The 13,406-nt window shown below is 31.3% G+C and carries 10 protein-coding genes; 1 reads left to right on the forward strand and 9 read right to left on the reverse strand.

Annotated elements, in window-relative coordinates; translation table 11 throughout:
• Window positions 1–3: 3 nt before the first annotated feature.
• The 9 genes from kamD to CLPA_RS15315 all read right to left on the reverse strand — a co-directional run bounded on the left by kamD (window position 4) and on the right by CLPA_RS15315 (window position 11,347).
• Window positions 4–1,548, reverse strand: coding sequence for a lysine 5,6-aminomutase subunit alpha (kamD, locus tag CLPA_RS15275; RefSeq protein ID WP_003445613.1), 1,545 nt, complete (start codon window positions 1,546–1,548; stop codon window positions 4–6).
• Window positions 1,545–3,002, reverse strand: coding sequence for a lysine 5,6-aminomutase reactivase ATPase KamC (gene kamC / locus CLPA_RS15280; RefSeq protein ID WP_003445615.1), 1,458 nt, complete (start codon window positions 3,000–3,002; stop codon window positions 1,545–1,547). Before kamC ends, kamD begins: the two co-directional genes overlap by 4 nt.
• Window positions 2,999–4,060, reverse strand: a complete 1,062-nt coding sequence (gene kamB, locus CLPA_RS15285; protein WP_003445617.1) for a lysine 5,6-aminomutase reactivase subunit KamB — start codon at window positions 4,058–4,060, stop codon at window positions 2,999–3,001. Before kamB ends, kamC begins: the two co-directional genes overlap by 4 nt.
• Window positions 4,061–4,062: 2 nt before the next feature.
• Entirely contained in the window at window positions 4,063–5,358 is a 1,296-nt protein-coding gene (gene kamA / locus CLPA_RS15290) for a lysine 2,3-aminomutase (protein WP_003445619.1), read from the reverse strand.
• Window positions 5,359–5,430: 72 nt separating this feature from the next.
• Window positions 5,431–6,465, reverse strand: coding sequence for an L-erythro-3,5-diaminohexanoate dehydrogenase (kdd, locus tag CLPA_RS15295; protein WP_003445621.1), 1,035 nt, complete (start codon window positions 6,463–6,465; stop codon window positions 5,431–5,433).
• Window positions 6,466–6,483: 18 nt separating this feature from the next.
• Complete coding sequence (kce, locus tag CLPA_RS15300) at window positions 6,484–7,305, reverse strand: 3-keto-5-aminohexanoate cleavage enzyme (protein WP_003445623.1); 822 nt, start codon at window positions 7,303–7,305, stop codon at window positions 6,484–6,486.
• 108 nt (window positions 7,306–7,413) lie between these two features.
• Window positions 7,414–7,803 (reverse strand): 3-aminobutyryl-CoA ammonia lyase, encoded by a 390-nt coding sequence (gene kal, locus CLPA_RS15305; RefSeq protein ID WP_003445632.1) that lies wholly within the window; start codon window positions 7,801–7,803, stop codon window positions 7,414–7,416.
• Between the two features lie 676 nt (window positions 7,804–8,479).
• On the reverse strand, window positions 8,480–9,886 hold the full coding sequence (locus CLPA_RS15310; protein ID WP_003445634.1) for a hypothetical protein: 1,407 nt from the start codon (window positions 9,884–9,886) through the stop codon (window positions 8,480–8,482).
• A 153-nt stretch (window positions 9,887–10,039) separates the two neighbouring features.
• A complete protein-coding gene (locus CLPA_RS15315; protein WP_003445636.1) occupies window positions 10,040–11,347 on the reverse strand; it encodes an FAD-dependent oxidoreductase in 1,308 nt (435 codons plus the stop codon).
• Between the two features lie 844 nt (window positions 11,348–12,191).
• Here CLPA_RS15315 and CLPA_RS15320 point away from each other — a divergent pair.
• A complete protein-coding gene (locus CLPA_RS15320) occupies window positions 12,192–13,373 on the forward strand; it encodes a pyridoxal phosphate-dependent aminotransferase (RefSeq protein ID WP_003445638.1) in 1,182 nt (393 codons plus the stop codon).
• Window positions 13,374–13,406 lie beyond the last annotated feature (33 nt).

Genomic DNA, 13,406 nt, shown 5'->3' on the forward strand with positions numbered 1-13,406 from the left:
ATTTTACATCATAAGCTCTATAAATGGATTAAAATAGCTTTCATCTTTCACAATTACTCCATCAAGACCTTTTCCCATTTCTCTAGATCTTTTAATACCGGCAAAAGCTCCCTTCTCCAATGTGTTAAAAAGGCCATCTTTTTCAATCTTTTCCAAAAGACTGCATGCCTTTTGAAGTATAAAAGCAGCTCTCTTTTGAATTATGCCATCCTGCTTGAATTCAATTTCATCTCCAAGACTCTTCATGGCATTGAATACATAGGAAGCATTTTCTATGGAAAGTGCTCTATCAGACATAAAAGGTGTATGAATAGCTTCTGTCATCATACCTAAAAGATGTATTTTTTGTCCAGTCATTATAGTCACCATATTAAATAAGGCATCTTGAACATGTCCTTTAAAAATATTTCCTGTCATGTATTTTGTAGGAGGCATATATTTTAAAGGTGCTTTACTGAATATTTCCCTTGCCATCTGTGCTTGAGCAAGTTCATATACAAAAGAATTCTCCAGATTAGGATCAATTTCAAAAGCATGACCAAGTCCCATTTGTTCTTCTCTAATACCTGCTGTTATAGCAAATTGCTCATTTATAAATTGGGAAGCCAATACGGTATGTGCTTCTTCAAAGGCATCCGCTGTAGTTAAATAATTATCTTCGCCAGTATTTATAATTATCCCTGAAAACCCATTTATTACTCTTGAAAAATATTGATCTATAAGGGTTCGTTTCATATTTATATCTCTAAACAGTATTCCATATAGCGCATCATTCAGCATTACATCCAGTCTTTCCAATGCCCCCATAGCTGCAATTTCAGGCATACACAATCCTGAGCAATAATTACATACTCTTATATATCTTTTAAGCTCTTTTCCCACTTCATCTAAAGCTTTTCTCATAAGTCTGAAATTTTCCTGAGTAGCATAAGTACCTCCAAAGCCCTCAGTAGTTGCTCCATAAGGTACATAGTCAAGTAGGCTTTGTCCTGTGGTTCTTATAACTGCAATTATATCGGCTCCCTGCCTTGCTGCTGCTACAGCTTGGGTTATATCCTCGTATATATTTCCAGTAGCAACAATTACATATAGATAAGGTCCTTCCTTATCCTTATATTCAGCAATTAAGCTATCTCTTTTTTCCCTGTTCTTTTTTATCTTTTCTATGCTGATTTTTGCAATATCTAAAGCTTTTTGCATAGTTTCAAATTCATCTTCAGATTTAAAAGTTTTAAGGTCTATATTCCCCTTTGAAACCTCTACTGCCACTTCCTGAGGTGAAAGTCCTGTAGCAATAACAGCATTACTCATATAATAAGCTGCTCCTTTAGATAAATGATTACCTTCATTAATATTATCTACCACTACATTAGGAAGAGGTACTCCGTTGTCATTTACGCCGTCAATACCAATTAATCTGCATATGGTTCTTTCTACAGATACAGTAGTATGTTTATCAATAAACCTTTGTACATCACTTGATATATTTCCTGCAGATTTTCTCGCCTTTTCTACCAGTTTAAAGTCTAAATTAAGTTTATATTTCATATTTCCTCCTCCTTTTCATATAATACTTTAGCAATATTTATAATTTCTTCATCTATCCCCATTAAAGAGCATATATTTATGGCATCCCTTGGTATAGATGTATATCTATCAACTTTTTCTAAAGTATAATCCATGTGATCATTTATAAGTTTAAGGTAATCTTCTTCCTTAACTGCAATATTTTTTAATTCATTAAAATCTACATATCTAAGTCCCTTTACCTGATAGTGAAAATTGGCAAAAGAACAGACACCATCATAATGAGTAGACATTATACATATAGAATCAAATTTATTTAAATACTGCAGCAGTGCCTTTGTAATATTGGCTCCTTCTGTAGGATTTGTACCTTTTGCAAATTCATCAAGAATAATAAGTCCTCTTTCACTCTTTATTCTACTTAATATATACTTTATATTAAAAATTTCTCCTCCAAAACTGCTAAGTCCATTTTTTATGGATTCCGAATCTTCCGATAAAAAATATATAAAATCCAATAAAGTAAACTCAAAGCCTTTTGCAAATACAAAAAAACCTGTAGATGCTAACATATAATTAAGAGCTATTATACTTAGAAGTACAGTTTTTCCACCCATATTTGCACCTGTTATAACAGTAGTCCCTTTCAGAGCCTCAATAGATACAGGTGAAAAAATTCCTCCTCGTTCTTCTACTTTATTTTTAACCATAGGATTTACTCCCATATCCATTTTTATTCTGTTGGATATAACAGGTCTTGCCATTTTATATGCAACTGCAATTTTAGCCTTGGCAAAGATCAAATCAAAGTTTCCTATAGAGATGGTCTGTTGTATCATTTTATCTGCATATTGTGAAATTGTTAAAGACAGAGCCTTTCTTATTTTAAATTCCTCTTCTCGTTCTTCACTTATAAGCTGCTGCCTTTGTTCTAGTAATTGTTTCTGTTTTATCCTATCTTTTTCTTTAAAAAGAGTTTTGTTAAATTCTTTTTTCTTCAAACGTATTATCTTTAGTTTTGAGGAATATTCATCATATACATAAAAATCTGTACTTCTATATTCCAGTGGATTTAATAATTTATACACTTCTGAAAATTCATGAAAAAATATTTCCGTAATATCCATTTCACTTTTTTTATACAGATCTTTAAATTCAAAACATAAACTTACAAAGCATTTTATTTCATATAATTCTACTTCATCAAGTACCTGTCCCTCTCTGCATCTTATAAAAGTGTTTCTTATATCCTTAAATCTCATCAATGTATTAGAAATATTACTATTGAGTTTAGCATCATTTATTAGGGAAAAACATCTTTCAATATTATTATATTCCAGTAAGAGTTTTTCTTTTTCCCTTATAATTTGCAGATGTGAAATCAAATTCCTTCCATAGGGAGTTAAAATGGAAAGTTTATCTAGAACATAATAAAATCCGATCTTATCTAGAATATCTTTTTTCATATAATTCATTTTCTCACATCCAAAGCATAATCCATTACATTGAAAACGGGAATATCTGTTTCTTCCTTTAATCTATTGAAAAATTCATTATAATCTAAAACATATCCAGAAGGAGATGTAGGATTTACACTTATACCTATAATATTTATATTATTTTTCACTTTCAACTTACCACCTTTATATATGAATTCAGTATATCTATTTTTGTCTAACAATAGCTTAGTTCCATCTTCCACTACAAAAGTTACAGATTTAAGATTTAAATTGGACTTTATCATATCATCTACAAGATTATTGGTAAAAGCACCTTTTATAAATACAAAGTCTAAATCCTTATTAAAATTAGATATAATTTCTTTTGAAGCACTTATAGAAGTCTTCAGAACACTCTTTTTTATATTATTTCCATATATAAAAGCAATCCTGCAATCTTCCATATTATCCTCATATATTTTAGAAATATTATATTCCACCGCATCAAGAGAAAATAAATTTAATACATTTAATGTGTCTTCCACCAAAACATTCACATCCTCTGAAAAAGCTGCTCCAGTACAAAGTATAGATGCCTCAGTGATTGAAGGATCAGCAAAGCTTTTTTTAGATAGAGCTCCGTCTACAATTATATGCTGGCACTTAAACTCTTTAAGTTTTTCTATAACAGCTTTAATCTGAGTGTTAATAGATGGTCCAGCTATTTCCACAAAGCCAGAATAAATACTCTCTCCAATTATTACAGGTCCAAGGGGAGTATTTATGTCCATAACCTGAAGTATTTTAAGAGTAGAATCACTTCTTAGAAAACTTGACTTTGAAGTTGCAATTAACGTATTTTCATCAATATAAATTTTAGGCTTAGGAGTTAAAGTTACTATATCTTCTTCTTCACCATCTCTTCCTACAGAAGTAATTCCTATTTTCCTTCCTTTTAGCTGCTGAATTAAAAAGTTTAATGTAGTGGTTTTTCCCGTATTCTTTTCCATGCCTATTATAGATATGGTTCTATACTTATATAATTTATCTATAAATAGCTTGAAATCCCTTAATCTAGCGTTAATCTCTAACATAGTTATACATTTTTAGACTTATCCCTTAATTCTTCATGTTCTGAAATAAATTTTTGAGTCCTCATCTTTCTTTCATTTCCACCACATTCTATAGTAATATTCTCACCATTTAACAATCCCGAGATACCAATTCTATGAACCTTTTTCTTACCTCTGCATACTTCACAGTGACAATCAGGACTGTAATTTTTAGGTTCTTGATAAGTAGTTATTACTCCTTCAAAATTTCTCATTATTACTTTATCATTACTCTGACTTATCATATAGTTAGGCATTATAGGAATTTTTCCGCCGCCGCCAGGTGCATCTACTACAAAAGTAGGAACACAATAGCCTGAAGTATGCCCTCTAAGTCCCTCTATTATCTCTACTCCTTTAGATACTGAGGTTCTAAAGTGGCTTAATCCCATAGAAAGATCGCATTGATAAATATAGTAAGGTCTGACTCTTATTTTTACAAGTTCATTTACAAGTTTTTTCATTACATGAACACAATCATTAACTCCTCTTAAGAGAACAGATTGATTTCCAAGAGGTATACCGGCATTTGCCAGCATTTCACAGGCTTTTTTAGATTCTTCTGTTATTTCATTTGGATGATTGAAATGAGTATTAAGCCATATTGGATGATATTTTTTAAGCATATTAACAAGGTCTTCTGTTATCCTTTGAGGCATAACCACAGGAACTCTTGATCCTATTCTTATTATTTCCACATGAGGTATAGCTCTTAATCTCTTTATTATATATTCAAGTTTATCATCACTTATTAAAAGAGCATCTCCTCCAGATAAAAGTACATCTCTTACTGCTGGATTTAAAGAAATATATTCTATACATTTTTCAATTTGCTCCATTGGAAGGAAATTATCCTTATGACCTGCAAATCTTCTTCTTGTACAGTGTCTGCAGTACATAGAACATTGATCTGTTATAAGCATAAGCACTCTATCTGGATATCTGTGAGTAAGTCCTGGCACAGGAGAATCTCCGTCTTCATGAAGGGGATCAAGAAGATCTTCATTTGAAATGTACATTTCATCAATGTCAGGGATTGCCTGTTTTGCTATTGGATCAAACTCATCTTCTGGATCTATTAATGATAAATAATAAGGTGTTATAGCCATTCTAAATCTTTCCAGACATTTTTTCATCTGGTTTTCTTCATCTTCAGAAAGCTTTACATACTTCTTCAATTCCTCTACTGTTTCTATTCTATTCTTAAGCTGCCATTTCCAGTCATTCCATTCACTATCTTTTACTTCTTTAAAAAGTTTGTATCTTCTACTCTTCACCATAATAAAATCTCCTTTTAATAAGCAGCCAAGCATATTCAAATAGATAACTATACTATCTAAATTTCCTATGTCTCAGGCATATCTCTTTTCAAAAATTTCTTTAATTATATTGGATTCTCTAAGCTCATGAAGAGCTATTTCTGCATGTCCCTTAGTATACCCATTTCCTATATAGAGCTTCACGTCCTTACCTACACCCTCTGCTCCCAGTGCGGCTTTTGTAAAGCTTGTAGCCATTGAAAAGAAATAGGAAGTCCCATTATCTTTTACAGGTAGTATTGTAGACATCTCTGTATTTTCCACATTTACGCAATTAATAGATATATCAAATTCCTCTCCATTGTTAGCTTCCAGTGCCTTATTTAAGACTTCTATAGGATTTGATGCATCTGCTAAAATTACTTCATCACAAAATCCAGTTTTAATGAGTTCTTCTTTATCTTTTTCAAAGGCAACAAGACCCACTACTTTACCTGTTGGTCCAACTCTCTTTTTTGCTTCATAAGCACAAAGTACACCCGATTTTCCAAAAGAACCTAATATAAGCACATTATCTCCAGGCTTTACCAATTTTGAAACTTGTGCTGGGGCTCCTGCCACATCAAGTACCGCAAGAGCAAGATTCTCACTTAAATCAGAAGGCAATTTTACATATAAGCCGCTTTCAAAGACTACTGCTTTTCCTTCTATTTCAACTCTATCTATTTCCTTGTATACATTTTTTATTTTATCTATTCTAAGAGGTGTAAGGGATAGAGACACCAGAGTAGCTATTTTATCACCGACGTTAATATCAATCTTTCCAATAAGATCTTTACCTATCTTTTCAACTGTCCCTATAAGCATTCCGCCAGAACCTGTAACAGGATTTTGCATTTTGCCTCTTTCAGCTACTATATTCATTATGCTCTTTTTAATTCTTTCCACGTCACCACCCTCTGCTTTTTCAATTTGAGTAAAACTTGCTGAATCTATATTTAGAGCATTTACATCTATAAGAATTTCATTGTCATAGATATTCATATCATTGGATATCTTTACAGCCGCTTGAGGTAAAGTGCCTTTAGGCTCTATAACTCTATTAACACCATATTTATCACCTATCATTTACTTACATGCCTCCTCTTATCTGTATATATTTAAAATTTCTCTTGCTTCCTTTGGAGTAGCAACTGGTCTTCCTATATGTTTTGCAATATTAACTACCTTTTCAACCATCTGCCCATTTGATTTAGCAAGTATGCCCTTGTCAATATAAATATTGTCTTCAAATCCAACTCTTACATTGCCCCCTGCTGCTATAGCCATAGCTGCCATAGTAAATTGTGCTCTCCCCACACCTGTTACAGTATAAGTTGATCCCTCAGGTATACTTCCAATCATAAAGGATAGATCCCTTAAAGTTGCACTTGTTCCTCCTCTAAGTCCCATTACAAAATTAAATTGAAGAGGTCTTTCTAATAGACCTTCTCTATAAATTCTAAGGGCCGTATCTATCATACTCTTATCAAATACTTCTATCTCTGGTTTTACATGAAACTCTTTCATTTTTTTTGCGAAATAGTTTATAGTTTTTTCTGTATTTACAAATATATCATTTAACCCAAAGTTTAAAGTACCACAGTCTAAACTTGCCATTTCTGGTTTTAAATTAATGCAATCTAATCTTTCATCATCACTCATACCGACTGCCCCACCGGTAGATAACTGAATTATTACATCATTACATTTTTCCTTAATGGCTGTAATACATTTTTTAAATACTTTTATATCTTGTGTAGGGGTACCATCTTCTTCCCTTACGTGGAGATGAATTATACTGGCACCAGCTTTATATGCACTTTCAGCTTCCCTTGCAATTTCTTCAACAGAATAAGGTATATCAGGATTTTGCTCTTTTGTTACTTCTGCACCGCATATAGCTGCAGTAATAATCAATTTTTCCATATCATTCCTCCACTAAGTAATTTGAAAATAAACACTGCGCCCACAGTATTATATATAAGATAAATACATATCAACTAATTATTTTTATGATATATGACTTTTGAGCCGTTATTTAGCTCTTCTCTGCTTATCTTTTGGTACTACACATACCCCAACAGCTTTACAGACAACAATGGCATTTTCAAGAAAATCCGCTGCTGAATCATTGATATCTGTTCTTTGAGATATTACTTTTCTGGCTTCAAAACTCATTTTTCGTGATGTGTTACCTACTTTAGTAATACTTCCAACAACCTCTATATAATCCCCGGCATAAACTGGAGCAATAAATTCTACACTTTCATAAGCTTTAAATAGGCCCTCATCTCCATCATGCTTTATTAAAAGTTCCGTCGCCACATCACCAAATAAAGCAAGTATTTTAGCACCATCTACCAGATTTCCACCATAATGTGCGTCATTATTGCCCATCCTAAGTCTTATAACTGATTCATACATAAGATCTCCTCCCCCTAACATAATATGTAGAAATTAATAATATGAAATTAATAAATGAATAAATTTCAGTTATAAAATTCTAAATCTATCACTTATTTTTATCTTATTGAAGCAAGTTCTTAATTCAAGTGGGAATTCTTTTACCCCATCTGAATTTTAGAACTGCAAATGCATGGCTTACTTGGCGTTGAACTCCCACTTGAATAAGGGGGAGACTTACGCAAGTTAGTCAGGTTAAAATTATAGTATACATAATAATTCGATAATTTAAAGCCAAATACATTATCAAATTATCAAACATTTTGAATATGTTTTATTATAATTCTTTTTTTAAGGCTCTACAATCAACGTTCTGTATGTAAATATTCAGTATGTATGTACATGTTGTACATTGTATACCTATTCATTAAATTTCAAGGTGTCCATATTTAATTATTTTTGATGTAGCATAACAAAAAGCTGTCTCACAATACATATGTATTGTGAGACAGCTAATGATCAATATTATTTTTAAATTTGGAAGTATTTTATTAATTCTATTGATAATATATTACAAAAATATATTACTATTTATGAATGTCATAAACTTTTGAATATATACTTTTTTAACAAAATTTCAGTGTTATAATATATGTCATAAAATGATTTTTAACCAATTAAATTCAAAGAAATATATTTATATCATAAACATAGCAACTACTATAGTAGCTAAAAGTCCTGCAAGTACAGGTATTAAATTTCTTCTAGCTAGTTCGGTTGGCTTTACATTACATATTGCAGCAACAGGTATAACTCCCCATGGAATTATTGTTCCTCCTCCGACCCATACTGTGGCTATCTGTCCTAGGGCAGCAAGTACTTCTCTATTTCCACCAGTTGCTGTGGAAAAAGTTTGAGCTAACGATCCCACAAGAGGAAGTCCTGAGAAACCAGATCCATCAAGTCCTGTTATACCACCTATTGCAGCCTGCATTAAAGCTATTGGAAATTTTGCCATAGGAATTATTCCAGCTAAGTACATTCCTATATCATTAAGTAATCCTCTAGCATTAGGCCCTAATATGGTCTTTGCAGTTTCTTCGCTTCCCATGAAGAAAAAAGATGCTATTACAATTACAGGAGCAAATATCTTTATACCAAATATAAATCCTTCTTTTAGATTATCTGTTATTCTTTCAAGAGATTCTGATAGATTACCATGTAAAACTGTAACTATAGACATTATTATTATTGCAGTTCCTCCTACAAGTGCAGTAGCATCTCCACCAACTATGTGATATTTACACATAAAGATTACATCAATTATAAAAGCTGCTGGTGTTATTACAGCAATAAATAATCTAGCTGCAGAAGACTTACTTTTACTGTTATCTTCTTCTATTACACCATTTACCTCAGCTTCTGGAGCCAAAGTAGCTGCTATTTCATTCTCATACTGAGGATTTTTCTTAAGGTCACGTAACATCATAAAAAATGCAACTCCAACAGTTACAACACTCATAACTATCCATAATGGAAGCATAGCCTTCATTACAGCTAATGTACTAACTCCTGCTGCTTTACCTGTTATTGCAGGTGCCCCCTGTATAAAGAAGTCAGAAGATAAACCCATACCGTGTCCAAATAAATTCATTGCGCTGGCTGCCCAAATAGCAGGTAATCCAACTTCTAATGCTGCTGGCAGTAATAATGCTCCAATAAGAGCAACTGCAGGTGATGGCCAAATAAACCAGGATACAATTAACATTACAAATCCTATTACAAAGAAAGCCATTTTCTTGGTTCTAATAACCTTTTTTATAGGTTTCATCATCAATTCATCTGAACCTATATCACTTAATGATCTTGACATAGCAACAACTAATGATATTACAACTATTATTCCTAAAAATTGAGTACCTGATTCCACTACAGAATTATACATAATCTGTACTGCTTTAAGTAAATTTCCCGAATAAACAATTCCTATTAGGAAGGTACCTATGATACAAGGAAGAACAATTTCTTTTTTCATTAATAAAGTTACAATTATAACTATAGTCATTATTATGTAGATGTAATGCAGAATACCTAAACTTACCATTATTAACTACCTCCATAGTGTAATTTAATTTTAAATTACCTCTAAATTTATTTTAAATTTTGGAAGTTCTTATACAATACTACTCATTGATAAATAAATTGTATTGTATAAGTATTCCTTAGTTTTAAACCCATAATTATCTATAGAATAATTTTATTTTGCTCCCTGCAGATTTAATTCACTTGGTACTTCAGTCTTATAAGAGAAAATATCTTTTAATTGTAGTTCTTCAACTTTATTTTTAATATCAGAATTATTTATAGTATATAATCCTAATTCTTTCATTCTATCGAAAAGTACTGATCCTGAAAAAGTATATTTCTTAGATAATCCTTCTTCTGTTTCCATTTGTTCTTTTACATATGCAATTGCTTCTCCTATAGCTAATTGTCTTGGAATTTCCAGTTGTTCTTCTCCCTTATAGAATTTAACGCTGTTATATGCAGCTAGAGTTCCTGTAACTATTGCTTCAGTATGTCCAACTAAAAGTCCAGCTTTTTCACCAGCGCAGAATAGATTATTTACCCCTTCTACCTTAAGCTTATTATCTCTTGGTGCCATAGCAAAATATCTCATAGAATTACCTTTTCCACCAGCATATGGATCTTCATATCTTGCATTTTCAAAACCAGGTATCATTCTTAATTTTGCAAGCTCATAATAAGGTGTCATTAATTTTGCATGTCCTGTATCTAAAAGAATTACATTTTTCTTAAATTCTTTTAAAGCATATTGTTGACAAGCTTTTATATCTAAATGATCCTCTATAAGTTCTTCTGGTATAGGTATTACAGCTACACCTTTTGTGTTCAACTCTTCAACTATTTCAGATGACAAAGATTCTTTATATAATTTGCATGAACCACTCATAGCTCCTACAGAACCATTTGCCTTTTTACCAACATATTCTTTTATGCCAGTAAGTCCTGTCAAACTTACTCTTCCTCCAAAGCTTGGACATCTTAATATACACATAGCACATCCATTACCATATTTAGTACAATTATTCATAGGTCCTGCTGTTCCTGTTGTATCTATAAATACATCAGCCTCATAGACATTACCTTTTGCATCTTCAACGCTGACTATAGAATTATCCTCCATATTAGCTTTTGTCATTCTTGCTTCAAAAACTACATTTACACCAATTTCTTTAAGATAACTTAATACAGCTGCAGGAGTTTTTCCTATGTCATATAAGTTGGCATGACTATGTCCTGGGAATTCTATATTCTTATGTTTTGAATTATCATCTACAATCTTAAATATTTCTCCTCCGCCCATGGCAATTAATTCTTCAGTGGCAGTATAACGTCCATTATTTCTCATTATTCCACCAACTAAGCCTGTTCCTAAAAGCATATCAGTTCTTTCAAGTAGTGTAACTTCTGCTCCACCTTTTTTTGCACATACAGCTGCTGCACATCCAGACCAGCCTCCACCAACAATAACTATTTTCATATTTAGTTCCTCCTTGATTTTTATTACTTTAAATTTAAAATATTTAATGCATTAAGCTATAAATCAACCCTATGTCCATATTAAATTATTTACATTAATTGTATTTTTTATGTAACATCAAACATTATACTTAATATTAATTTACTGCAACAAAATTTAACTTCAATAGAATTTATCTATTAAAATTTGGACAATAAATTAACAACATATATAATTATTTAACTGATATAATACTAAAATACTTGGGATCTCTAGAATTTTAACAAACATGGGCGTGTCTATTATAAAATACTGTTGATATGACAGATGCAAAAGTTTTACAACTGTAATAGAATCCTCAATGTAAATGTATAATATAGATTATTCTTTTCATTTACAATTTTTACTAATCAATTTAACTGTGGGCAACGGGTTAAATTAATTAGTAATATATCATAATATTTTTAATTAAGCAATAATATATTTAAAAATTTATCAAATAAATAAAATTTATAATTTTTATAAAAAAATTTTATAATATAAAAAATAGTTCCTTATATTGTAGTAAATTCTATTCATTTCACTATGTTATCCATTTACATGTACAAGTTGTATATTTATATCTAATTTTTACATACAATTCGTTGATTGTTTGACATATAAAAATAAATTATAATGAGTTTCAAGAAATTCATTAACAACTTGATAATATAATCACTTTAAAATTACATTATTATCATCGTCAATACATAATTATAATAATATTAATTGTCAACTTATAAAAAATATTGATTGTCAATTTAAGCCTATTGGTAATATAAGCTACCAATAGATGAGATTTACTAATAACTGGAGGAGAAGCCTTATGGAAAATATTATTGCAAGAGATATTGAAAGTATTGAAATATCAGGAATAAGAAAGTTTTTTAATGCCCTGCAAAACTATCCAGATGCCTTATCATTTGTTTTTGGTGAACCAGACTTTCCAGTACCTGAAAAAATTAAAACCGCAGTATCAGAGGCCCTTGATTTAGGAAAAACAGGGTATACTTCTAATGCCGGAATACCTGAATTGCGAGAAGAAATCTGCAAGTATCTACTAGAAAAGAATATAAAATACTCACCTGATGAGACAGCTTTAACTGTTGGCTGTGCCGAAGGTCTATTATGTGCTTTTAAAGCTGTTATCAATTCTGGTGACAAAGTTCTTATACCAAATCCCGGCTTTCCTTCTTATAAATCACTTTTAAAATTGTGTGGTGCAGATCCAATTTACTATGAATTCAACGATGACTTTTCCATTAATATAGAGGATCTAGAATACAAATTAAAAATACATAAGCCTAAAGCCATTGTATTATGTTTTCCTTCAAATCCAACCGGAGCTATACTAAGTAAAAATGACAGGGAAAGTTTATATGAAATAATAAAAAACAATAACATTATAGCTATAAGTGATGAAATCTATTGTGAACTCTGTTTTGATGAATACTATACTCCTATACAACATGAGGATATTAAAGATAAATTTATTTTAGTAAGTGGTTTTTCAAAAATGTTCTCCATGACTGGTTTACGTGTAGGATATGTTTGTGCCAGTGAACAAATTATAAAGGCTGTGCTAAAAGTTCATTCTTACAACTGTTCCTGTGCCCCTTCAATATGCCAATGGGGAGCCCTTACTGGGATGAAAGAGTGCAGACAGGATGCAATTGACATGAAAAATGAATTTATTAGAAGAAGAAATTATGTATATGACAGGCTTGTAAAAATGGGTCTTGATGTTGAAATGCCAAAGGGTGCTTTTTATATCTTCCCTTCTATAAAGAAATTTGGAATAAAGAGTAACGAATTTTGTTTAAGGCTTTTAGATGAAGCTGGAGTAGCTGTTGTTCCTGGAGATGCCTTTGGAGATAAAGGGGAAGGATACATGAGAATTTCCTATTCTGACAATCTAGATAATCTAAAAAAAGGATTGGATAGAATTGAAAAATTCATAAAAATTAATTTTGAACTTGTCAATGCGAGTATTAACGCAGAAAAATAACTTAATAAAGTTATTCTCATATATTATTGATAA

This window comes from Clostridium pasteurianum DSM 525 = ATCC 6013, assembly GCF_000807255.1.
GTDB lineage: Bacteria > Bacillota > Clostridia > Clostridiales > Clostridiaceae > Clostridium_I > Clostridium_I pasteurianum.

Excerpts from the sequence above, each read along its gene's own strand:
- kamD (WP_003445613.1), bottom strand. The coding sequence starts at position 1,548 with ATGAAATATAAACTTAATTTAGACTTTAAACTGGTAGAAAAGGCGAGA.
- kamC (WP_003445615.1), bottom strand. The coding sequence starts at position 3,002 with ATGAATTATATGAAAAAAGATATTCTAGATAAGATCGGATTTTATTAT.
- kamB (WP_003445617.1), bottom strand. The coding sequence starts at position 4,060 with ATGTTAGAGATTAACGCTAGATTAAGGGATTTCAAGCTATTTATAGAT.
- kamA (WP_003445619.1), bottom strand. The coding sequence starts at position 5,358 with ATGGTGAAGAGTAGAAGATACAAACTTTTTAAAGAAGTAAAAGATAGT.
- kdd (WP_003445621.1), bottom strand. The coding sequence starts at position 6,465 with ATGATAGGTGATAAATATGGTGTTAATAGAGTTATAGAGCCTAAAGGC.
- kce (WP_003445623.1), bottom strand. The coding sequence starts at position 7,305 with ATGGAAAAATTGATTATTACTGCAGCTATATGCGGTGCAGAAGTAACA.
- kal (WP_003445632.1), bottom strand. The coding sequence starts at position 7,803 with ATGTATGAATCAGTTATAAGACTTAGGATGGGCAATAATGACGCACAT.
- CLPA_RS15310 (WP_003445634.1), bottom strand. The coding sequence starts at position 9,886 with ATGGTAAGTTTAGGTATTCTGCATTACATCTACATAATAATGACTATA.
- CLPA_RS15315 (WP_003445636.1), bottom strand. The coding sequence starts at position 11,347 with ATGAAAATAGTTATTGTTGGTGGAGGCTGGTCTGGATGTGCAGCAGCT.
- CLPA_RS15320 (WP_003445638.1), top strand. The coding sequence starts at position 12,192 with ATGGAAAATATTATTGCAAGAGATATTGAAAGTATTGAAATATCAGGA.